The following is a 22649-nucleotide window of genomic DNA, read 5'->3' on the forward strand; positions in this document are numbered from 1 at the left end:
CCTGGGCGCCGGCGGATAGCAAGGCCGCCAAAGACAAGCTCAGGGCAGGGACAGATCGGGTAAGCACGGCACGCTCCTGGTGGGAGGCAGCGTGCCGGGTGGCGCGTTGCCAGCCTTATTACACCACTTGGCGTCCGGGCGCCTCGGCAGCCTGCTGCCGCTTGCCCGCCAGCCAGTTCAAGATCAGCGCCACGACCAGCAGGCAGGCGATGATGAAGCCCCAGACAATCCAGCCCAGCACGGAGATCAGCGTGCCAAGGCTGCCGGCCACGGGCAGGATCTGGTTCAGGCCCTGGGCGGCCCAGACCAGGCCGGCTTGCAGCGACTGCAGCCAGGCGGGATCGACCCACCCGGCGGCCCAGGCGGGCGCCACCCATTGCGAGGTGTCCAGCGCGGCCCCGGGCACCTGTGCCGTGGCGATCGTCGCCAGGACCCAGTCCGTCAGTTGCAAGGTCAGCGCCACCAGCCCGGTCCAGAGTGCGGCAAGCACGGCAAAAGCGAGCCAGATGAATTTTTTCATTGCAGTGGTACTCCGATTTCAAAGAACCGACAGGATAGAACCGATTCTATTTCTGAAAAACCAGCACTGATGTGACAAACATTAAGAAAAAACCGAAGTTTTGGCATGCGCCAGCACCGTTTGCACCAGGGGGTGGTGCTGGCCGCGGCGGTTGCGGATGGCATGGATCTCTTCCTGCACATCGTCGCACCGGGCCAGGGGGCGTAAGCCGCGCAGCAGCCCGATGTCGTCGCCGCCCAGCCGGCTGAGCGGGAATACGCCCAAGCCGCGGGCAGCAAACACCGACATCAACGCGCTGTCTTCGAATTCACCCACCACGTTGGGAAACACCCCCTGCTCGCTGAACCAGCGGTCCAGGGTCTGGCGCAGCACGGAGTGCCCCGTCGGCAGCAGCACGGGCAGGCGCTCCAGGCAGCGGGGAAAGTCCAGCGTGTCGGACTTGCGCACCAGCCGGGCGGGACCGTACCAGTCCACGGGCGAGGAGACGAGCCGGTCGCTGGTCAGCCGCAGGTTGGGGTTGGCGGGCGCGCCCTGGCCGGCCAGCACCAGGTCCAGGTGATGCTGGGCCAATTCGCCCAGCAGTTCTTCGACTTCGCCCTCGTGGCAGGTCAGGCGCAGGTCCGGGGTGTCCAGCACAGGGCCAAGCAGGGCGTGGGCGGCCAGCTTGGAGATGCCGTCGGACAAGCCCACGGACAGCCGGATGACGGGCTTGGTGGCGGCGGCGCGCACTTCCTGGGGCAGTACGTGGCCGATCTGGAAGATCTCTTCGGCCCGGGCGAACGCGGCCTTGCCGGCGTCGGTCAGCGTGACGCCGCGGCCCGCCGGTTTGAGCAACTGGTGGCCCAGGTTTTTCTCCAGTTCGCGCACTTGGGCGCTGATGGTCTGGATGGCCATATCCAGCCGTTCGGCGGCGCGCGAAAAGCCGCCTTCCTTGGCGACCATCCAGAAATAGTACAGATGACGGTAGTTCAGCATGTCTGGCTCACTTCGGTTTTTTCGAACCTTAACTCACTTTCAAGCTGATTTCTCCGTTTGGGCAAGATCGGGATCATGGGCACCTTCGAACACAGCGGGGCACTCATGGACACTCTGATCACCTTCTTCATGGCCGATTTTCTAGGGACACCGACCTGGAGTTGGCTGCTATTCATCGGTATCGTCGTCAGCTTGCTGGTCTTCGACCTGGGCGTGCTGCACAAGGAAGACCGCGAGATCGGCGTGCGTGAAAGCCTGTTGCTGTCGGCGGGCTACATCAGCGCGGCGCTGTTGTTCGGCGCCTTGGTGTGGTGGCAGTTGGGTGCCGCCAGCGGCATGGCCTACTACACCGGCTTCATGATCGAAAAGTCGCTGTCGATGGACAACGTCTTCGTGATCGCCCTGATTTTCAGCTTCTTCGCGATTCCGCGGCAATACCAGCATCGCGTGCTGTTCTGGGGCATCCTGGGCGTGATCGTCCTGCGCGCCATCATGATCGGGCTGGGCGCCGCGCTGGTCAGCAACTTCGGCTGGCTGCTGTACCTGTTTGGCGCGTTCCTGGTGTTCACCGGCATCAAGATGTGGATGATCGCCGACCAGACGCCCGACATCGCCACCAATCCGATCCTGAAGTTCCTGAAGCGTCACATGCGTGTGACGGAGGGGCTGCGCGGTAACGCGTTCATGGTGACCGAGACGGATCCGGCCACGTCGAAAAAGGTGCGTTTCGCGACGCCGCTGCTGTTGGCCCTGGTGCTGATCGAGTTCGTGGACCTGGTATTCGCGGTGGACTCGGTGCCGGCAATCTTCGCCATCACGACGGACCCGTTCATTGTCTACACCAGCAACATCTTCGCCATCCTGGGCCTGCGTGCGCTGTACTTTGCCCTGGCGGCGATGATCCACCGCTTCCATTACTTGAAGTATGCGTTGGCGCTGGTCCTGGTGTTCATCGGCACGAAGATCTTCCTGGTCGGTTTCATCGGCAAGGTGCCGGCGGCGATTTCGTTGGGCGTGACTTTCAGCCTGATCCTGGGCGGCGTGCTGTTCTCGCTGTGGAAAACCCGGTCGGCTGAATTGAAGACGCAGTAATTGAAGACGCAAGCATTGCATCGACGCAGTGGAGAACCCGCCGGCTGGCCCCGGCGGGTTTTTTTCTACATTATTCATATTCAGCAGATATGAATTCGTCTCTGTTTCTATATTTGTAATATGGATACGCCAGGCGTAGAGTCCGACCGTATACCGTCGTCCGGCAAGGAGCCGTCATGAGCAACAACAGTTGGTCCGCCAAGCAGTATTCCGCCTTCGAAAACGAGCGCACGCGGCCGGTGCTCGACCTGGTGGCCGCGTTGCCCAACCCGTCCGTCGGGCTGGCGGTGGATCTGGGGTGCGGCCCCGGTAACTCCACGGAGGTGCTGGCCAGCCGCTATCCAGATGCGAAGGTCATCGGCATGGACAGTTCGGAAGACATGGTCCAGGCCGCTCGCAAGCGCCTGCCCACGCTGGACTTCGAACTGGCCGATATCGCCACCTGGGATCCGCCGCAGCAATTCGACGTGATCCTGGCGAACGCGGCGCTGCAATGGGTGCCCGACCACGCCACGCTGTACCCGCGTCTGGTCGGCAAGCTGGCCCCGAGCGGCATCCTGGCCGTGCAGACGCCCGACAACATGGAAGAGCCCGCGCACCGTCTGGCGCGACAAGTGGCCGGCGAAGCGCCGTGGGCCGCCAAGACGGGTGGTGTCAAGCACCCGCCGCGCCACAGCGCCTCTTGGTATTACGAACTGCTGAAGCCGCATTGCGGCGTGCTGGACGTGTGGCGCACGACTTATCACCATCCGCTGGCGGGCGCCGCCGCAGTGGTGGAGTGGTTCAAGGGCACGGCGTTGCGTCCGTATCTGGACAAGCTGGACGCCGCCGAGCAGGCCGGGTTCCTGGCGCGTTACCAGGCGCTGATCGCCGAGGCCTATCCGGCGCTTGCCGACGGCACCGTGCTGCTGCCGTTTCCGCGCCTGTTCATCGTGGCAGGGCCGAAACAGGCATAAGGGCGGCGCGCAGGCCCGAGATGCGCGAAGCCCGCGCAAGCGGGCTGATGAAGTCGGGCGAGCTGGACTATCCGCCGGTCGCGTCTGATTTGTCCGCGAAGTAACGGGCGGGCGTCTTGCCCAGCGTTTTCTTGAACATCGTGATGAACGCGCTGACCGATTCGTAGCCCAGGTCTTCGGCGGTGCGTTGCACGGATACGCCGGCCGACAAGCGTTGCAGGGCCAGGATGATGTGCAGTTGCTGGCGCCATCGTCCGAAGCTCATGCCGACTTCCTGTTGCACCAGGCGAGCCAGCGTGCGTTCGCTCATGGCGACACGCTTGCCCCATTGCGCGACCGTGCTGCGGTCGGCCGGGTCCGCGTTCAGCGCGTCGGCGATCTGGCGCAAGCGGGGGTGCTGGGAAATCGGCAGGTGCAGGTGTTCGGTCGGCATGTGCGTCAACTGTTCGACCAGCACGTCCGCCAACTGGCGGTTGGCGGGCGTGGCGGCCTCCGTGGTCGGCAAGTGGGCCAGATGCACGAGCAATTCTCGCACCAGCGGCGTGACCGCCAGCGTGCAGCATTGGGCAGGCAAGCCGGGGACATCGGCGGGAACGAATAGAAAACAGACGCGCCCGTTCGCCGTGACGCGATTGCTGTGCGGCACGCCGCCTGGAATCCAGACGGCGCACTGAGGCGGCACCATCCACAGGCCTTGCGCCACCGAGCAAGTCACGCCGCCGCGCAGCGCCAGCACCAACTGCCCCATGTGGTGGCAATGTGTGGGCGATTCGTTGTCCTGATCTGCTGCGTCCACGGGCATCGCGAACGTCCGTTGCGCCGGGGAATCGGTGTCGAAGGGCGGGGGCGGATAGTAGGGGCGCATGGGCGGCGCAGGGAAGGCTACGGGTAGATCGGGAATGGCGGAATTTAGGGATAGTTTGTCATTGTCTCGAAATTCGGTAAAGCGGCGAGTGCGTAAGCTGGCGGCATGACTCGAATTCCCGCTTCCTTTCGTCCCGGCGCCCGTCCGGTATTGCTTATCGCGGGCATGCTTTGCATCGCGATGGCCTTGCGCGCGCCGGTGACCGGCGTGGCGCCGCTGATCGGCATGATCCGCGAACAGTTGGGCCTGTCGTCGACCGCGGCCGGCATGCTGATCACGTTGCCGCTGCTGGCGTTCGCGGTGGTGTCGCTGTTCGCGGCGGGGCTGGCGCGCCGTTTCGGGCTTGAACGCGCGTTGTTCGGCGCGCTGCTGCTGATCGCGTTCGGCATCGTCGCGCGCACGCAGGGCGCGGCCTGGGGGCTGTATGCGGGCACGGCCATCATCGGTTCCGGCATCGCGATCGGCAATGTGCTGCTGCCCAGCCTGGTCAAGCGTGACTTTCCGCAGCGCGTAGCGGGCCTGACGTCGGCCTATGTGCTGACCATGAGCGTCGCCGCCGGCGTGGCCTCGGCCATCGCCATCCCGTTGGCCGGCCTGTCGGCGGGCGGCTGGCGCTTTTCGACACTGTGCCTGCTGGCGCTCCCCGTCGTCAGCCTGTTGCTTTGGCTACCGCAGTTGTCCCATCACACGGCGCCCGCGTCGACCACGACGCATGCGCCGCATGGCGGCCGCCTGTGGCGTTCGCCGCTGGCCTGGCAGGTGACGCTCTACCTGGGCATCAATTCCTTCGTGTTCTACGTCGCCGTGAGCTGGCTGCCCGCCATCTTGCAAGATGCTGGCTATTCGGCCGAGCGTGCCGGCTCGCTGCATGGGTTGCTGCAACTGATGTCGGCCGGGCCCGCCTTATTCCTGGCGCCGGTGGTAAGCCGCTTGAAGGATCAGCGCGGCGCGGCGTTTTGCTCGGCGGCGTCGTCGTTCGTTGCCCTGGCCGGCCTGATCGCGGTGCCGGCCTGGGCCACGCTATGGATCGTGCTGCTGGGCCTGGGCACGGGCGGGGGCATCATCCTGGGGCTGGCGTTCGTGGGCTTGCGGGCGAGCCATGCGCAGCAGGCCGCGGCGCTGTCCGGCATGGCGCAGTGCGTGGGCTATCTGTTCGCGGCGACCGGGCCGGCCCTGATGGGGGCGCTGCACGACAGGCTGAATAGCTGGAGCGTGGCGCTGGGCGCCTGCGCCGCGCTCTGCGTGGCGATGGCCATCACTGGGCTGTATGCCGGTCGCGCGATGCAGATTGGCGGATTCCGCGAGCATGCGGTACCTACCGCGACGGCCGCGCAATAACGGCCTGGGAGGCGCTTACACCGCGCCGGCGTGGGCGTTCCAAAGACGGACCAGCGTGTCGGGCGCATCCGCTTCCGGCACGTCGAAACTGACGGCCGTCTGGTCGTCCCGGTCCATTACCATTTCAATGTGAAAGTAGCGCTGGTCGCCGCCCGCTTGCCTGCATTCGGGCACGGCTTTAGGCGCGGCGCGTTGCAGCGCGTCGGACACGTCCTGGCGTACCCCGGGCGAGCAGGTCGACAAGTTGATGCTGCGGGGCTGCGACAGGGCGGGCAGGTACGCCAGGCCGCCTTCGCGGCTTAGCCGCACCAGCAGCACCAGGTCCAGTGGCGGCAGATCGATCATGACAGGACTCCCACGGCGGCCCACGCCTTTGCGATGGCTTGTTGCACGGCAGCGCCCTGGCGTTCGGCGGCGACCGTCAGCGTCAGCGCGGCGAAGGCCTTGAAGTCGGCATCGTGACGCAGGCGCTTGTCGCACAGCGTGTCGTACCAGACTTGCCCCGCGCCTTTCCACGCCGGCCCGTCCAGCGCGGTGGCGGCCAGGAAGAAGGCGCGGCTGGGGATGCCGGAATTGATGTGGACGCCGCCGTTGTCGCGCGGCGTATCGGCGTAATCGCGCATGTGCGCGGGCTGAGGGTCTTTGCCCAACAGCGGGTCGTCATAGGCGCTGCCGGGTTCCGCCATGGAGCGCAGCGCGCGGGCGTTGACGCTCTCGGTGAACAGGCCGGCGCCCACCAGCCAGTCCGCCTGCCTGGCGCTCTGGCCCAGCGCGTACTGCTTGACCAGCGCGCCGAAGACGTCGCACAGCGATTCGTTCAGCGCACCGGGCTGGCCCTGGTAGAGCAGGCCGGCCTCGGTGTCGATCACGCCGTGCGTCAGTTCGTGGCCGATGATGTCCACCGCGATCGTGAAGCGGTTGAAGACTTCGCCGTCACCGTCGCCGAACACCATCTGCGCGCCGTTCCAGAACGCGTTCTCGTAGTCTTCGCCGTAGTGCACGGTGCCGACCAGCGGCAGGCCATGGCCGTCGATGGAGTGGCGCTTGTACACGTCCCAGAACAGCTTGTAGGTGGCGCCCAGATGCGCGTAGGCTTCATCCACGGCGGGATCACCGCTGGCTGGCCGGCCTTCGGCGCGCGCCAGCGTGCCTGGCAGGGTCGTGGTGTTGTCGGCGTCATGCACCGCGCGTTGCGGGGTGCCGGGGGGCGTGGCGTGACGCCCCGGGGCCAGCGTGGCGCGTGGCGGTTGCCCGGCCATTTCGCGCAAGCCGCGCTGTTGCTGGTCGATGATGAGCGTTTTGACGGCGGGCATGCTGACGCGGGCATCGGCATGTTGCGCCAGGCGGTCCAGCACATAGGGCGGGATCACGCCAATCAGGGGAGTGGACTCGGAAGGACGTGGCATAGTCGGTCTCTGTCGTGGCTGCCGCGCCAGTGGTGGCGCGGTGCAGCACAACTACGGTAGCAGATGGCCTTGCCCTGCGGACGTAACAGTGTGCGGCCTGATGCGAGCGCTGCCTACGCGATGGCGGCTCGACACGGAAGCGCCGGCCCGGTAAGGTTGCCCGCTTCTGAATCTGCTGTTCTTGACATGTCATTGACCCCCTACCGCATTCAATCCATCGGCTTGACCGATACGCATCTGTTGTTGACGTTGGCCAATGGCCACGTGCTGTCCGAGCCGATCACGCGCTACATCCGGCTGGAGAAAGCGACGCCCGCGCAACGCGAGCAATGGCAATCGGTGGATGATGGCTTTGGGGTGGTCTGGCCCGCGCTGCTGGCGCCTTCGGCTCAAGGCATGCTCAACGTGCTGGACCTGCTTTGGGACCAACGCTATGAACAGGCGATGGCCGCGCTGGCCGCGGCCGAATGGAAGCTGGACCGCCTGCCGCTTGCCAACCAGGAACTGGTGGCGCTATGGCGCATGGAAGCCGACATCAATAACGGCGGCTTCATGCAGTTCCTGTGCAATTGGGGCGACCCGACCTGCCAGTTGGCCTTGCAGGCCCTGCGCAAGGTTGGCGCAAAAAACATGTTGGCCGTGCTGTCGCGCATGCGCGCGTTGATCGACCGTTTCGAGGCCTTGCCCGAGGTGGTGGCGCTGAACGATATCTACGGCGCCATGACCGATGCGGAGCAAGAAGAGATGGAGTCGCTGGACCATGCGTTCTGGGACTACCCCGATGTGTTGTCGCGGCTGGGGTTGCAGTACTACGGCGTGAAGATCGCGCCCTGAGCGTTCGACATTTCCATCGCCGCCAACACCGCCCGCAGGCCGGCGGCCGGGCTGCTCAATGGCGTCTTGTCCGACCGGGTAAATGCGGCCGCGCCAGCCATGGAAGCCTGTGCCAGCGCCACGGTGTCCGCGCCTTGCGCGTAGGCAGTTTCCGCGGCGTTTGCGATGGCGCGCAGATACGCGTCCACGTTCCCCGCTTTGAAGTCGTCCCAGGCGCCAGCAACCAGTCGCACCTCCACGGTTGCCGTCCGGTGCTGGGGCAGCGCGTCAGACACCGATTCAAACAGCTGCCGGGTGGGTGCCACGGTGGTCGCGACCGCGCACAGCACCACGACGGATCCGCCGCTGCGCAACGCGTCCCGGGCCAGCGCGCGGTCCACGCGCAGCACGGGAACGGCATGCGTTGCCGATAGCGAGTCGGCCGCCGGCCCCAGCGTGGAACAGGTCAGCAGCAGAGCATCCGCGGAGACCGTCAGCGCGAGCATCGCCGCGCGCGTGGCGTCGGCGATGCCCTCCGTCATGCCACCCGCTCGTTCCGCGGCCTCCAGCAGGTCAGGGCGCACGTGGTGCTGCAACGTGGCGCGTGCGGGGTTGCCGAATACGCTTGCCGCCGCGTGGTCGAAGACGGCGATGTTGCTGTGGGCGGTATGCAGGCAGGCGATGCGCATCGGAGGCGTCTCTTTTCAAGCTGAATAAGCAGTTAAGCGTAGCAGAGGCGGCATGCTCAGCAACGTTCTGCAAAGTCTGGCAACACTCATGCTTGTCGCGAGGGTCCATCCGTCCCCGCCTCGGGCTAGAATCCGATCCTTCTTTCCCGGGGGGGGACGCTCGATGAGGTATTTCCTGATCTTGGTTGGCGCGGCAGTGGTCGCCTACTTGCTGGCCCGCGGCATCGCGGCCGTGCTCTCGGACCGTAAACGTTCAAAAACAGATAGGGATTCCAAGTGAAGCCGACAGACATTCAGATGGTCAAGACGATCGGCGCGGTCAAGCCGCGCAGTATCAAGGTCGCTATCGGCGCAGGGATCCTGTTCCTGCTGATCCTGTTCATGGCGTTCGGTTCGTGGTTCCAGGTGGATCAGGGCGAACGCGGCGTCGTGCTGCGCAACGGCAAGCTGGTGCGCGTGTCCGAACCGGGCCTGGACTTCAAGACGCCGTTTATCGACAACGTGATGACGGTGTCGGTGCGCGACCACACGTTCGTGTTCGAGAAGCTGGAGGCCTACAGCTACGACCAGCAGCCGGCCCACCTGCGCGTGTCCGTGACGTATCGCGTGCCGCCCGAGCATGTGGCCGAGCTGTATTCCGAATACGGCACCATCGGCAATCTGCAAATGCGCGTGCTGGAGCGCAAGACGCCCGACGCCGTGAAGAACGTGTTCGGCCAATACACCGCCGTGCGCGCCATCCAGGAACGTCAAAAGCTGGGCCTGGACGTGAACAACGCGGTGCTGAAGACGATGGAAGGCGCTCCGGTGCAGGTGGTGGGCGTGCAGATCGAGGAAGTGGGTTTCTCGCAGGCCTATGAGCATTCCATCGAACAGCGCATGCTGGCTCAGGTGCAGATCGAGACGACGCGCCAGCAGAAGGAAACGGCGATGATCAACGCCGAGATCCAGGTGGTCAAGGCCAAGGCCGAAGCCGACGCGCGCCGTCAGCAGTTCACCGCCGAAGCCGACGGCATCCGCATGCGCGGCGACGCCGAGGCGGCATCGATCCGCGCCAAGGCCGAGGCGCTGGCCGCCAACACCAACCTGGTGAGCCTGAACGCCGTTGAAAAATGGGACGGCGTGCTGCCGTCCACGCAGGTGCCGGGCGCCGCCTTGCCGTTCATCGGCATCAAGTAGGCGCCGGGGACGGAGGATGCGCCGGCAGGGGCGAGCCCGCCTGCCGCCGGCGCGTGAAGTCCACCACGCTGTCGCCTGACAGCGCCTTGCTGTAGTACCACCCCTGCACGATGATCTCGGCGGGGGAGGCCAGCGCCATCAGTTGCTGGTCCGTTTCCACTCCTTCCACAATGATCTGCAGGTTCAAGGCCTCGCAAAAGCGCAGCAGCCCGCTCATGACCAGGGCGCCGCGGTCGGAGTCTTGCGCGATGACGAAGCTGCGGTCGATCTTGACGGCATCGATCTGGAACTGGTGCAGGTAGCTCAGGGCCGAATAGCCGGTCCCGAAGTCGTCGATGTAGACCCGGGCGCCAATCGCATGCAGGCGATCGAACGCGGTATGCAACGCCTGGGCGTCTTCCACCAGCGCGTCCTCGGTCAATTCCACCGAGATCTGGCCGCCGGCCTGCGCCAGCACTCTGATCAGCTTTTCCAGATAGACGCCGGACGTCAGCGTGCCAGGGGTGACGTTGATGGTCATCGGCAGGATGAAATCGCGCTTGCGCCATTCCCGACATTGCAACACCGCCTGCTTGGCCACCCACAGGTCCACCTCGCGCATCAGGTCGGCGTCTGCCAGCCATCGCAGGAATTCCACCGGCGCGTGATGCGTGCCTTGCGGGCCCGTGGCGCGCAGCAGGGCTTCGCAGCCGGTGCACAGGCCGCTGCGTAGCGACACCTGGGGTTGGAATTGCAGATAGAAATCGTATTGGCTGATCGCTCGGATGCGGGCGTTTTCCGTGACCCGGCGCGCGCGGTCGGTGTAGGTTTTCACGATGGGGTCTTGCCCATACAGCAACGATTCCTCTTGCAGGCGGAGGAACGTCGTGTCCATCGATTTGAAGTAGACGGCCGCGCTGTCGCGGCGCTTGCGTTCCTGCGCCAGGATGAACGGCGCATACAGGCAGACACCGATGCCGACCAGCACGATCTGCAACACCACGCCGGCCAGGCTGTCGCCTGCGGCGATGTAGGCGTTGAACAGGACGGGCGAGGTCAGGGGCAGCGCCGTCGCGGCGGCCGGCAGCCAGCCCAGGTGCACCACGCCCAGCGCGATGACGACGTTGACCACCGGCGCCAGGATGAACGGGACAAGCAGCCGCGGGTTCAGGATCAAGGGCAACCCGAACAGCAGGATTTCGTTCACGTTCAGGAGGCCCACGGGCAGGCTGGCCAGCGCCAGCAGCCGCAGGGGTTCGCTGCGCGAAAACACCAGGATGGCGGCCACCAGCGACATCGTCGCGCCTGAACCCCCGATAAAGACGAAGGCGCCAAGCAGGGTGCTGTTCAGGGCATACATGCCTTCGTAGCCGGCGGCGTGGCTGACGGCGTTCAGCAGCGTCGCTTGATCCATCACGCTCATGACGGGCGCCATCGCGTGGTATCCGTGAATGCCGAAGAACCACAGCAGCGAGTCCAGGCCGGCCGTCAGCGCGCCCGATGTGAAGGGGCTTTCCAGCGAGGCCAGATTCAACGGAATGTTGAATTGCGCGACGCCGGGAATGCTGAGCACGGCGGACAGCACCATCACGACCAGGCCCGCCGTCAGCAGGCCGGGCACGACCATGTTCAGGGTGTCACGGACGTTTTCGCCGAGCAGTCCGTCCGGCGCCAGCCAGGTCCAGCGGCGCCGATGCAGCCACGCCATCAAAGGCACGGTCAGCAATGGCGAAATGATGGCAATGAAAAGCACCAGCGTGGACGCCGCCAGCGGATAGGGCGCCATCAGGCCTTCGGCGATCACCACGTAAGACAGGCACAGGAACGCGGTGGGCAAGTGCGGGACATGATGCCGGAACGACAGCATGTAGCCGATGGATGCGCCGGCCAGAATCGGCATGATGCCGGTAAGCCGGTCATGGATGCCGGCCAGCAGCTCGACGAGGGCGACGGGCAGGCCCAGTTGGCGGGCCGCCACGGACACGACGAGGAACAGGGCGGTGACCAGCAGGCACGGCAAGGTCCAAAGCAGGCCTTCGCGGATGGCTCGCAAGGAGCCGGCGGTGGCCAGCGCGGCCAGGCGGTCCTTCGGGTGACGCGGCAGCGTTGATTTCGGCATGGCGGTTTTGCGCAGGATCCGTGCCAGCGAATGAATCCGCTGCCGTGTTTGTAAGAATCTTTTGCTACATCCTAGTCTCTGTTTTCGCGGTTTAGCAATCGAAATGCCGTGAAATCCTAGGGATTCCCCTCTGTCAAGAATTGCAAAGCGGGCGCAAGGTGGCAGTACAGGCTTGAGGGAGCGCTATACGATCAAGCGGTTGCTGGCCCGTTTCGCGGGGTAGGCGCACCAGCCAATAAGCTTCAATAAGGAGACATGGATGTCTCAGTTGGATTGGACGTCCGGCGATACGGCGCCGGATCGGCAGGGCTATTACGAAACCCGGTTCGACACGGGGCGCACGGCCATCACGCTGTACAGCGTGCTGGGTTGGATGCCGGTGAAGACGCCCGGCAACATGGTGGATTGGCGGCCGTTGCCGCCAGACGCCGAAAAAGAAGAGGCCGAACGCCATATACAAGAGATCCGGGCGGCGCAAAATCATATCCCCATGGATTACTAGCAGGGCGGTGCAGGGTGGCGGATACGTCATCTGATGTGTGGCGGGTATGCGACGGTGCGGTTGCGATAATGAGAATTATTTGTAAAACTCGCAGCCCTGCCGTCATTCGCTGCCCGATTGGTCCATGTCCCGCCCTTCCTCGCCCCGCACTGGCTGGCTCGCCTACTACGACGAGCTGGTGGGCGTATGGAGCCGGCGCACTGGCAACCGCCACGACGCCGAGGACGCGGCGCATGACGCCATCGAGCGCCTGTTGAAAGCGGATGCCAGCGTAGCCCTGAAAGCGCGCGGCTATCTGTTCCAGGCGGCGGGGCACCGGTTGATCGACCGGTGGCGCAGGCAGGACCGCGCGGAACACATACCGTGGGACGACCTGGACGAGGCCGACCAACAGGTGCTGGAAGACGCCGACGCGCCCGTGCGCGCCGCCAGGCTGGCAGACGATCTGGCCAAAGTCCTGGCAGAATTGCCCCCCAAGTGCCGCGAGGCCTTCGTGTTGAACCGCATCGAAGGCTGGACGCAGGCCGAGGTGGCGGCGCATATGGGCCTGTCCAAGAATATGATCGAGCGCTATGTCATGCGCGCCATTGAATATGTGCGCGACCGGCTGCGCGAACACAATCCATGAGCATGCCTTTTTCGAACGACCGCGACGATCCGCGCGAGCCGGCCACCGCTGCGTGGTGGTTCGCGCGCTGGCACTCGGGCGAATTGACGCGACGCGACCGGCGCGAGTTCGCCCGCTGGCGGCGCGCCCATCCCGATGCCGCGCGCGAATTTGACCGCATGCAGCAATTGGGGACTGCCGCCGCCGGTTTGCCGCGGGATCAGGTGCGCGGCCTGCTGGGTGGCGCCGTGCCGGCACGCCCGCAACCGCGCCGCGAGCGCCGGTTCGTGTTGCGCGTCGCCCTGGCCTGTGCGGGGCTGGCGACCGTGGCGTGGGGCATCTGGTGGAGCTTGCCGGTGGAAGCCCCGTCGTTCACCACGATGGTCAGTACCGAACGCGGGGAACGCCGCCAACTGACCTTGCCGGATGGGTCGGTGCTGGAGGTCAACGGCGGCACTCGCGCCCAGGTGAAGCTGTATGCGGGGCGTCGGCAGGTGGACCTGGCAAGCGGAGAAATCAATTTCACCGTCAGCGCCGACGCGGCGCGGCCCTTCATCGTGGACGCCGGCAGCGGTCGGGTGCGCGTGACGGGCACGGTATTTGATGTGCGCCGCGATGCGGATCAGGTGGCGGTGCTGGTGGCGTCCGGCACGGTGCAGGTATCGGGCGGCCACTGGTGGAACCTGGGCCATGCCGTGTTGCGGGCCGGCCACGGCATCACGGTGCCGGGCAGCGGCGCGATCGGCGTGCCTGCGCCCGCCGACGTGCAGACCGCGACGGCTTGGCGGGAGGGGCGGGTGGTGTTCAAGGACACGCCGCTTTCCGAGGTGGTGCGCGACATGAATCGCTATCTGGCCACGCCGCTGCGGCTGGCCGATGACAAGGCGGGCCGCCTGCGGGTGTCGGCGTCGTTCACCCTGGATCGACCCGAAGCGTTGGTCGACGCCTTGCCGGCGGTGGCGCCGGTGCGCCTGGCGCCGCGGCCGGGCGGCCCCATCGACATCTACGCGAATTGAGCGCGCCTGGCGCTGTTACAAAATAAATGGGAATGAGATTCAGGTTTATCTGCGGTTGAGGCGTTCTACGAAGGAAGGCGCACGCGCCGCACGCCCGGCTTCGGGCGCGCAACCCCCTCCGTCGAACCGAAACAGCAGATATTCGTGACCCATCCCACAAGCAGTCATTCCTTCGCGGCGATGCGCCGTCCGGGCACCGCACCGCGTTTCATGCTTTCCACCCTGATGCTGGCCCTGGGCCTGGCGCTGGCCGGCGCGCCTGACGCCGCGCGCGCGCAAGCCGCCGCCGTCTCGGTGGACATCGCCGCGCAACCGCTGGGCGACGCCCTGATGCAATGGGCCGCCCAGACCAAGGTGCGCGTGTTCTATGCGCCCGACGTGGTGGCGGGCCTGAGCTCCCGCGGCCTGCGGGGCAGCCTGCCGCCCGAGGAAGCGTTGCGCAGCCTGCTGCAAGGCACCGGCGTGGCATACCGTTGGCAGGGCGACAGCATCATCCTGTCGCGCGACGGCGGCGTGACCAGCCTGGCGCCCGTGACGGTGACGGGCAGTTCGGATCCCGCCATCACCGAAGGCACCGGGTCCTACACTACGCCGGCGACGGCCGCCGCCACGGGCTTGACCTTGTCGCTGCGCGAGACGCCGCAATCCGTTAGCGTGGTGACGCGGCAGCGCATCGAAGACCAGAACCTGCGTTCGCTGGACGAGGTGATGGGCAACGTCGTGGGCGTGCAGGTGGTCAGCGAGGACACCGACCGCACCGACTTCTGGTCGCGCGGGTTCTACATCGACAGCCTGCAATACGACGGCGTGCCGACCACGATTGGCTTGTCCATGTATGGCGAATCCGACAACGATTCGTTCGTCTACGACCGTATTGAAGTGGTGCGCGGCGCGACGGGGCTGATGACGGGCGCGGGTAACCCCGGCGCGTCGATCAACCTGGTTCGCAAGCACGCCAATAGCAAGACATTCACGGGGTCGGTCAGCGCGGGCTTCGGCTCGTGGAACCAGTACCGCGGCACCGTGGACATGTCCACGCCGCTGAACGAGGAAGGCACCGTGCGCGCGCGCATGGTGGCGCTCTACCAGGGGCGCGACTCCTACATTGACCTTTACCACGCCAACAAGAAGGTGTTCTACGGCGTGATCGATGCCGACCTGACGCCGAACACGCGGCTGAGCGTGGGGGCGGACTATCAGGACAAGCGTCCGCGCGCCTCTACCTGGGGCAGCCTGCCCGTGGTGTTCAGCGACGGCACCGCCACCGACTGGCGCCGGTCCAAGACCACGGCGGCGGACTGGACGTATTGGCACACGACCAACCAGACGATGTTCGCCACGCTGGAGCACCGCTTCGAGAACGATTGGGAAGTGCGCGCGGACTGGTCGCAGCGCAAGAGCAAGTACGACGCCAAGCTGTTGTACCTGTACGGCGCCCTGGACCGCGAAACCGGCACGGGCCTGCGGGCGCTGCCGGGCTACTGGAATTCCTACGCGCAGCAGACGTCGCTGGACGTGCAGGCGAAGGGGCCGTTCACGCTGCTGGGCCGCAAGCACGAGGTCGTGGTGGGCGCGATGCGCAGCCGTTACGGCGAGGATTTCTACCGCTACGGTTTTGACAGCAGTTCGCTGGCCAGCACCGGAAACTTCTACCAATGGGACGGATCGTTCGCGCAGCCTACCTGGACCGACGCCAGCCTGCGCCCGACCGTCACGCACCAGGAAGGCGCATACGGCGCCGTGCGCTGGTCGCTGGCGGACGGCCTGACCGCCATCACGGGCGGCCGCTACGCAACCTGGAAATCCAAGTCGGACACGCGCGACCAGAAGGATTCGCAGTTCATCCCGTACGCCGGCGTGGTGTACGACATCAACGACACGTATTCGGCCTACGCAAGCTACACCGACATCTTCCAGCCGCAGGACAACCGCGACCGCAACGGCAACTATCTGGATCCGACGCAGGGCAAGAATTACGAAGTGGGCGTGAAGGGCGAATACCTGGACGGCAGGCTCAACACGTCCCTTGCGCTGTTCAAGGTCAAGCAAAGCAAGGTGGCCGTGCTGGACGGCGACGTGTTGGTGCCGGGCTCGGTCGAGCAGGCCTACACCACGGCGGACGGCGTCACCACCAAGGGGGTCGAACTGGAAGTCAGCGGCCAACTGGCCACGGGCTGGAACGCCTACGCGGGCGGCACCTATTACACCAGCCGCGATGCCCAAGGCGTGTCCGTCAACCCGGAGCGCCCGCGCGCCATGGCCAAGCTGTTCACGACGTACCGCTTGCCGGGCGACTTCAACAAGCTGACGGTGGGCGGCGGCGTCAATTGGCAGATTTCGACCTATAGCGATGTCAGCGCAGGCAACGACACCGTGACCGTCAAGCAGAAGGCCTACGCCATCTACAACCTGATGGCGCGCTACGACTTCAATTCGAACCTGACCGCGCAGTTGAACCTGAACAACCTGTTCGACAAGAAGTACTACCTGGGCGGGATCGGCAACCAGGTGTATTACGGCGAACCCAGAAGCGTGTTCGTGAACCTGACCGCGAAGTTCTAAGCGGCTGCGTGCTGGCGGGCCGCCGCCAGCACCCCCGCCTCGCATTCGCAATCCCTCGGCTCCGTCGCGATGCATTGGCCGCTTATACGGCTTCCCGGCGCAAATTCGCAATTCTTGTAAAAGGATCGAAGATAACTATAATTGCGAATCATTTTCATTTTGTTCGGGTATCTGGCGGCGACGCCGGGGCGCCACGTCATGCCTTCTTCTTCATTCGCCCCTCGCGCCGAGGTGCAATCCGTCTATCTGGCCCACCACCAATGGTTGCGGGGCGTGCTGCAGCGCAAGCTGGGGAATGCGTCCGATGCGGCCGACGTGGCGCACGACACCTTTGAACGGCTGATCCGCGCCAATGTGCGCGAACCGCTGAGCGAGCCGCGCGCCTATCTGCGCACGATCGCCACGCGGCTGCTGATCGGCCGCGCGCGCCGGGCGGCGCTGGAGACGGCCTATGCCGAATCACTGGCGTTGCAGCCGGCCGCGGTGGAACCGTCGGTGGAAGCCCGGGCGCTGATCCTGGAGGCGCTGGAACAGGTGTGCGAATTGCTGGACAGCCTGCCGATGATGAGTCGCCGGATTTTCCTGATGGCACAGATCGATGGCTTGTCCTACGCCGAAATCGGGCAGCAGCTGGGCCTGACGCCGAACGCGGTGCAGAAGTCGCTGGCGCGCGCGCTGGTGCATTGCTATACGGCGGTCTACGGGTGAGCGTCGGCCGGATGGACAGCGCCAAACTGCTGCGGCCGCATGCGCCCGAGGCGGGCCGGATCGATCCCAAGGTCATCCGCCAGGCCGCTGACTGGTGGGCGCGCCTGCGCGAGGGTGCGACCGACGCCGACCGCGCGGGGTTCGAGCGCTGGCGCCAGGCCCAGCCCGCCCATGAATTGGCGTGGCAGCGGCTGAGCGCGCTGACGCGCGACGTGGCGCTGGGCGTGACCGAGGCGGGCAGCGGCGTGGCCGGACGCACCTTGCGACAGGCGCCGCTGATCCAGTCGCGCCGCAACGCGATCCGCTGGATGGTGTCGGCCGCCGGGATGGGCCTCGCGGCGTGGGCGGTGGGCGAACGCGGCACGATCAGCCGCCTGACCGCCGACCTGCGCACCGGCACGGGTGAACGGCGGGTGCTGACGTTGCCGGACGGCGCGTTGCTGGAACTGAACACGGGCAGCGCGGTGGACCTGCGCTATACCGCCAGCCATCGCGAATTGGTGCTGCGCGAAGGCGAGATCCTCGTGACCACGGCGCAGGATCCGCAAGGCCGGCCCTTCACGGTACGCACGCGCAGCGGTGTGCTGACGCCCGTCGGGACGCGCTTCCTGGTGCGCGACCTGGACGATGGCAGAGCGATGCGCGTGGCGGTGTTGGAAGGCGCGGTGGATGTGCGCGGCCTGGGGCCCGCCGATGCGCCCCGGCGCGTACCGGCCGGTGAACAGGCCGACTTCTCGCCCGGCGTCGGTGTCGTGGCCGGGCCGCTGGCGCCCGCGACCACTGCCTGGCTGAACGGCATGTTCATCGCCGATGAACTGCCCTTGTCGGACTTCCTGCGCGAACTGGGGCGCTATCGTCCCGGCCTGTTGAACTGTTCCGACGCGGCGGGCGCGCTCCGGGTCGTGGGCGCCTTCCCGCTGGCCGATACCGACAAGGTACTGGCCATGCTGCAAGAAGTGCTGCCCGTGCGCGTTCGCCACTACACGCGTTATTGGGTCACGGTCGGGCTCGCGTGAGCCGCGCTTCCGTGTCTTGCGTCCGAGTTGTAACTGGAACGGCGGAAATCCTGACTTCGCGCTTCATGTAAGGAAAGCAGCCGGTACGGTCCGTCTCCACGGCTGCGCCGATCCTTCATGTGCCAGGGAATCCTCTCATGTCTTCTCGTCCTGCCCGCGCCGCGGTCCTTGCCCGCTTTACCTTGCCCCGTACCCGCCTGAGCGCCGCGCTGCGCCTGGCGCTGCCTGCCGTCGTACTGGCCGCGCCGTGGCCGTCCGCCGTGCACGCGCAGGCGGGGGCGGGCCAGCAGGGCGTCGCCTTCAGTATCCCGGCGGGTCCGCTCAGCGCGGCGCTTGGGACGTTTGGCGTGCAGGCCGGTGTCATGGTGGCGTCCGATCCCGCCTTGACGGCAAGCGCCCGGACCGGTGGCGTGACCGGCACGTATCCGGTGGGTGCCGCGCTGGAGCGCTTGCTGGCGGGCACGGGCTTGCAAGCGGTGGCGCGGCCCGAGGGCGGCTTCCGCTTGCGGCAAGCTCCCGTTGCGGGCCAGGCCGCGACGCTGGCGCCGGTGACCGTGACGGGCAGCTACAACGCCACCACGGACGGAACGGCGTCATACACGTCGCCGGCCGTCACCATCGGCAAGACCACCCAGGCCCTGAAGGACATTCCGCAGTCCATCACCGTGCTGACCCGCCAACGCATGGATGACCAGGACATGACGAGCCTGCCTGACGCCATCAACAACACGGCGGGCATGGTGGGCGTGCAGGGCGTGGGGCCGGGCGTGGCGATCAACGCCCGCGGCTTCCCCGTGGACCTGCTGCAATACGACGGCGTGGCGCTGCTGCGCAACAGCTACAGCCTGGGCAACTGGGAGCAGGATTCGCTGGTGTTCTACGACCGCGTGGAAATCCTGCGCGGCGCGGCGGGTTTGCTGCAAGGCGCCGGCAGCCCGGGCGGCGCGATCAACCTGGTGCGCAAGCGCGGGGGCGCGGAGCCGTCGGTGGTCATCACCGGCAAGGCCGGATCGTGGGACGACTATGGCTTGCAGCTGGACGCGGGCGGGCCGTTGAACGCGGCAGGCACGTTGCGCGGCCGCGTGGTCCTGGACGAGGACCGGAGCGATTCCTTCGTCGACTACGCGTGGGAAAAGACGCGCAACCTGTATGCCGCGCTGGATTTCGACGTGACCGAGGACACCACGGTCGGCATCGGCATCAGCAATCGCTATAGCCGTTCGCGGCCGATGTTCGTGGCCTATCCGCGCTACAAGGACGGCGGCGACATCGATCTGCCGCGTTCGACCTTCACCGGGTCCACCTGGAACCGCGCGAAGAACGATCAGACCATCTTCAATGCCGACGTGACCCACCGCTTTAACGACGCGTGGCGGTTCAGGCTGGCCGGCGTTGCCATGAACGAGAAGAACACGACGGTGCATCAGCGCGCAGTCGGCCCCATCATGCCGGACGGCAGCGGGCTGAGCTACGGCGACTTCGGCGTGGACTTCAAGAGCAAGCAGCGTGGGCTGGACATGTCGGTCAGCGGCAACTTTACCGCGCTGGGCATGGAACAAGAGGTGGTCGTGGGCGCGGCCTACTCCAAGCTGACGACGGCGGACCGCTTCACGCGTGCCTGGCAGTCCGGCGGCAACGTGTTCGATATCGACCACCATCGCCCGTGGCAGGACATGGACAGCATCGCCGCGGCAAGCGGCTATGACTCGCGCAGCAGCTACGACATTCGCCAGAAAGGGCTATACGGCACGTGGCGCGTCAAGCCCACGGAGTCGTTGGCGCTGATCGGCGGCGGCCGCGTGGGCTGGTACGACTACGGTTATTCCAGTGGCGGCAGCACCACTACCTCGACCACGTCGGGCAAGTTCATTCCTTACGTCGGGCTGGTGTACGCGTTGACCGACAACTGGTCCGCCTACACCAGCTACACCACCGTGTTCGAACCCCAGACCGCGCGCGGCGTGGACGGCAGCCTGCTCAAGCCGATCGAGGGCAACAATTACGAAGTCGGCGTCAAGGGCGAACTGATGGACGGCCGCGTGAATACATCGCTGGCGGTGTTCCGCTACGACCACAAGAACCGTGCGGTCAATGACTACGACGCCGGCTTCGCGTGCGACGGCTGGTATTGCTCGCGCGCGTCGGGCAAAGTGCGCAGCCAGGGCGTCGAAGCCGAGATTTCGGGCGAAGTGGTCAAGGGCCTGGAGCTGTACGCCGGCTACACCTACAACACCACCAAGTACCTGTCGGACCCCGACAACCAGGGCGCGGTCTTCAACACCTGGACGCCCAAGCACATGTTGCGCCTGTGGGCCAACTACAAGCTGCCGGGCATGATGAACCGCGTCAGCGTGGGCGCTGGCGTCAATACGCAGACCGACACAATCAGTTCGGACCGCGAGTTCAAGCTGGCCGGCTTCACGGTCTGGAATGCGCGCCTGGGCTACCAGGCCACGCCGGAACTGAGCTTCGCCCTGAACCTGAACAACGTGTTCGACAAGAAGTACTACGTGCCGTCCTACAACACGCTGTCCGGCAACAACTACTACGGCGAGCCGCGCAATGTGATGCTGACGGTGCGCTACGCGCCCAAGCTGTAGTTCACGGCGGGAGAACGCGGCGCGAGGCTACGCGTGCATCAGCGCATGGACCTGGCGCGCCAGGTCTTCCAGCGCGAAGGGCTTGGGCAGGATGGGCACGGCGAGTCCCAGCGAGGAAGCGTCGCATCCGTCCAGGCCCGACCCGGTCATGATCAGCACTCTCATGCCGGGGCGTAGCTGGCGTGCGGCCTCGGCGACCTGATGGCCATTGATGCCGCCGGGCAAGCCCAGGTCGCAGATCAGCAGGTCCAGTGGTTCGGCGGACGCCAGGTGGCGCAGGGCGGCCGCGCCGTCGGCCGCTTCGGCCACCGTGTAGCCCAGCTCTTTCAGGGACTCGGCGGCCACCGCCAGGACGGCGGCATCGTCTTCCGCGATCAAGATGGTTTCGCCGCGGGCCGCGACCGGGGGGGTATCGACGGCCGCGTGTTCCAGCGGCGCCATGGCACCCAGATAGCGGGGGAAGTACAGCGTCATCGCGGTGCCCTGGCCCGGGCGCGAATGGACGTGGACCTGCCCGCGCGATTGCCGGATGAAGCTGTACAGCATGGACAGGCCCAGCCCCGTCCCCTGACCGGCCGACTTGGTCGTGAAGAACGGTTCGAAGATGCGCTGCACCGTGTCGGGCGCCATGCCGCGGCCCGTGTCCGTGACGCGCAGCAGCAGGTAGTCGCCCGGCGCCAGCCCGAGATCCCGCGCCGGCCCGGCTTCCAGCGCGACATTGCGGGTCGCGATGCCCAGCGTGCCTTGCCCGGGCATCGCATCGCGCGCGTTCAGGCACAGATTGAGCAGGGCGTTTTCCAGCTGATGCGTGTCGACCCATGCGGGCCACAATCCTCGTTCGCGTGCCAGGTCCAGCGTGATGCCCGGACCGATGCTGCGGCGGATCAGTTCCTCCATGCCGGTCACCAGGCGGTTGACGTCGGTGGCCTTGGGGTCTTGCGGCTGGCGCCGGGAGAAGGCCAGCAAGCGGTGGGTCAGCGCGGCGGCCCTGCGGGCGCCGCTTTGCGCAACCTGGATATGGTGTTCAAGGTCGTTGTGCCGTTCCTGGGCCAGCCGCATGGACAGCAATTCCAGGCTGCCCGTGATGCTCATCAGCAGGTTGTTGAAATCGTGCGCCAGCCCCCCGGCCAGTTGGCCCACGGCTTCCATCTTCTGGCTTTGGCGCAACGTGTCCTCGGCCTGCCGCAACGCCTCGGCCTGGGCCCGTTCGGCGTTGACGCGCGAGGTGGTTTCAATGACCGTGTCCATCATGCCGACCACCGTGCCCGCCTCGTCGCGCACCGGGCTGTAGCAGAAGGTGAAGGTGGCGTCTTCAGGCTGCCCGGAACGCACGATCTGCAACGGGTAGTCTTCGATAAAGGTGGCTTCGCCCGCGAAGGCGCGTTCCGCGATGGGCCCGATCAACGTCCATGCTTCGTGCCAGATTTCACTGAACGGCCGGCCCAGTGCATCGGGCTTGGTGCCCAGGATCGGCGTGAAGGCGTCGTTGTAAAGCGTGATCAATTCCTTGCCCCAGACCAGGCAACACGGGAATCGGGACGCCATCACCATGCCGGTCGCGATGCGCAAGGCGCTGGGCCATTCGGCGATGGGTCCTAGTGGCGTGGCCGCCCAGTCGAAGGCGGCGACCCGCAAGCCCATTTCGCCGCCGCCAGCAAGGAAAGAGGGCATGGGGGAGTCGTTCTGCATGGTGTTATCGACGATGAC

20 protein-coding genes are annotated in these 22649 nt (G+C 65.9%); 12 read left to right on the forward strand and 8 right to left on the reverse strand.

Annotated features, from left to right (window positions below):
* Nucleotides 1-118: 118 nt before the first annotated feature.
* Together ACE039_RS25245 and ACE039_RS25250 are read right to left on the reverse strand one after the other, a co-directional pair.
* On the reverse strand, nucleotides 119-520 hold the full coding sequence (locus ACE039_RS25245; protein ID WP_105556234.1) for a hypothetical protein: 402 nt from the start codon (nucleotides 518-520) through the stop codon (nucleotides 119-121).
* An 81-nt stretch (nucleotides 521-601) separates the two neighbouring features.
* Nucleotides 602-1495: a LysR family transcriptional regulator gene (locus ACE039_RS25250; RefSeq protein ID WP_416028221.1), complete on the reverse strand. Its 894-nt coding sequence runs from the start codon at nucleotides 1493-1495 to the stop codon at nucleotides 602-604.
* 105 nt (nucleotides 1496-1600) lie between these two features.
* Here ACE039_RS25250 and ACE039_RS25255 point away from each other — a divergent pair, with 105 nt between their 5' ends.
* Nucleotides 1601-2587 carry a TerC family protein gene (locus ACE039_RS25255; RefSeq protein WP_485823630.1) on the forward strand — a complete coding sequence of 329 codons (987 nt, stop codon included), beginning with the start codon at nucleotides 1601-1603 and terminating at the stop codon, nucleotides 2585-2587.
* Nucleotides 2588-2763: 176 nt separating this feature from the next.
* Nucleotides 2764-3543, forward strand: coding sequence for a trans-aconitate 2-methyltransferase (gene tam, locus ACE039_RS25260; protein WP_485823631.1), 780 nt, complete (start codon nucleotides 2764-2766; stop codon nucleotides 3541-3543).
* Between the two features lie 67 nt (nucleotides 3544-3610).
* Here the strand turns inward: tam and ACE039_RS25265 are convergent, their stop codons facing one another.
* Nucleotides 3611-4408 (reverse strand): AraC family transcriptional regulator, encoded by a 798-nt coding sequence (locus tag ACE039_RS25265; RefSeq protein WP_485811765.1) that lies wholly within the window; start codon nucleotides 4406-4408, stop codon nucleotides 3611-3613.
* A gap of 105 nt (nucleotides 4409-4513) precedes the next feature.
* On the opposite strand from ACE039_RS25265, the gene ACE039_RS25270 reads away from it, so the two are divergent.
* Complete coding sequence (locus tag ACE039_RS25270) at nucleotides 4514-5746, forward strand: MFS transporter (RefSeq protein WP_485823632.1); 1233 nt, start codon at nucleotides 4514-4516, stop codon at nucleotides 5744-5746.
* A 15-nt stretch (nucleotides 5747-5761) separates the two neighbouring features.
* On the opposite strand, the gene ACE039_RS25275 is transcribed toward ACE039_RS25270, so the two are convergent.
* Complete coding sequence (locus ACE039_RS25275) at nucleotides 5762-6091, reverse strand: protealysin inhibitor emfourin (protein ID WP_485823633.1); 330 nt, start codon at nucleotides 6089-6091, stop codon at nucleotides 5762-5764.
* Entirely contained in the window at nucleotides 6088-7152 is a 1065-nt protein-coding gene (locus tag ACE039_RS25280) for a M4 family metallopeptidase (RefSeq protein ID WP_485823634.1), read from the reverse strand. Before ACE039_RS25280 ends, ACE039_RS25275 begins: the two co-directional genes overlap by 4 nt.
* A 186-nt stretch (nucleotides 7153-7338) precedes the next feature.
* Here ACE039_RS25280 and ACE039_RS25285 point away from each other — a divergent pair, with 186 nt between their 5' ends.
* Nucleotides 7339-7986, forward strand: coding sequence for a DMP19 family protein (locus tag ACE039_RS25285; protein WP_485823635.1), 648 nt, complete (start codon nucleotides 7339-7341; stop codon nucleotides 7984-7986).
* Here ACE039_RS25285 and ACE039_RS25290 read toward each other — a convergent pair.
* The gene (locus tag ACE039_RS25290; RefSeq protein ID WP_485823636.1) at nucleotides 7962-8654 is read right to left on the reverse strand and encodes an aspartate/glutamate racemase family protein; all 693 of its coding nucleotides are present in this window, start codon (nucleotides 8652-8654) and stop codon (nucleotides 7962-7964) included. The genes ACE039_RS25285 and ACE039_RS25290 overlap by 25 nt on opposite strands.
* A gap of 297 nt (nucleotides 8655-8951) precedes the next feature.
* On the opposite strand from ACE039_RS25290, the gene ACE039_RS25295 reads away from it, so the two are divergent.
* Nucleotides 8952-9833 (forward strand): prohibitin family protein, encoded by an 882-nt coding sequence (locus tag ACE039_RS25295; RefSeq protein WP_485823720.1) that lies wholly within the window; start codon nucleotides 8952-8954, stop codon nucleotides 9831-9833.
* Here the strand turns inward: ACE039_RS25295 and ACE039_RS25300 are convergent.
* A complete protein-coding gene (locus ACE039_RS25300) occupies nucleotides 9826-11931 on the reverse strand; it encodes a PTS sugar transporter subunit IIC/EAL domain-containing protein (protein WP_485823637.1) in 2106 nt (701 codons plus the stop codon). The two genes, ACE039_RS25295 and ACE039_RS25300, sit on opposite strands and share 8 nt — an antisense overlap.
* Nucleotides 11932-12190: 259 nt before the next feature.
* Here ACE039_RS25300 and ACE039_RS25305 point away from each other — a divergent pair, with 259 nt between their 5' ends.
* The 7 genes from ACE039_RS25305 (at nucleotide 12191) to ACE039_RS25335 (ending at nucleotide 20942) form a co-directional block, all read left to right on the forward strand.
* Nucleotides 12191-12433, forward strand: coding sequence for a hypothetical protein (locus tag ACE039_RS25305; RefSeq protein ID WP_485823638.1), 243 nt, complete (start codon nucleotides 12191-12193; stop codon nucleotides 12431-12433).
* Nucleotides 12434-12557: 124 nt separating this feature from the next.
* Complete coding sequence (locus ACE039_RS25310) at nucleotides 12558-13061, forward strand: RNA polymerase sigma factor (RefSeq protein ID WP_105556250.1); 504 nt, start codon at nucleotides 12558-12560, stop codon at nucleotides 13059-13061.
* Nucleotides 13058-14056 (forward strand): FecR family protein, encoded by a 999-nt coding sequence (locus ACE039_RS25315; protein WP_485811764.1) that lies wholly within the window; start codon nucleotides 13058-13060, stop codon nucleotides 14054-14056. The genes ACE039_RS25310 and ACE039_RS25315 overlap by 4 nt, the downstream gene beginning before the upstream one ends.
* Nucleotides 14057-14266: 210 nt before the next feature.
* Nucleotides 14267-16618: a ferric-rhodotorulic acid/ferric-coprogen receptor FhuE gene (gene fhuE, locus ACE039_RS25320; protein ID WP_448708319.1), complete on the forward strand. Its 2352-nt coding sequence runs from the start codon at nucleotides 14267-14269 to the stop codon at nucleotides 16616-16618.
* A gap of 198 nt (nucleotides 16619-16816) precedes the next feature.
* Entirely contained in the window at nucleotides 16817-17326 is a 510-nt protein-coding gene (locus tag ACE039_RS25325; protein WP_485823639.1) for a sigma-70 family RNA polymerase sigma factor, read from the forward strand.
* A gap of 11 nt (nucleotides 17327-17337) precedes the next feature.
* On the forward strand, nucleotides 17338-18342 hold the full coding sequence (locus ACE039_RS25330; RefSeq protein WP_485823640.1) for a FecR domain-containing protein: 1005 nt from the start codon (nucleotides 17338-17340) through the stop codon (nucleotides 18340-18342).
* A gap of 137 nt (nucleotides 18343-18479) precedes the next feature.
* On the forward strand, nucleotides 18480-20942 hold the full coding sequence (locus ACE039_RS25335; protein WP_485823641.1) for a TonB-dependent siderophore receptor: 2463 nt from the start codon (nucleotides 18480-18482) through the stop codon (nucleotides 20940-20942).
* A gap of 27 nt (nucleotides 20943-20969) precedes the next feature.
* Here the strand turns inward: ACE039_RS25335 and ACE039_RS25340 are convergent, their stop codons facing one another.
* A complete protein-coding gene (locus tag ACE039_RS25340) occupies nucleotides 20970-22631 on the reverse strand; it encodes an ATP-binding protein (protein ID WP_485823642.1) in 1662 nt (553 codons plus the stop codon).
* Nucleotides 22632-22649 lie beyond the last annotated feature (18 nt).

The organism is Achromobacter maghribensis, from assembly GCF_057334215.1.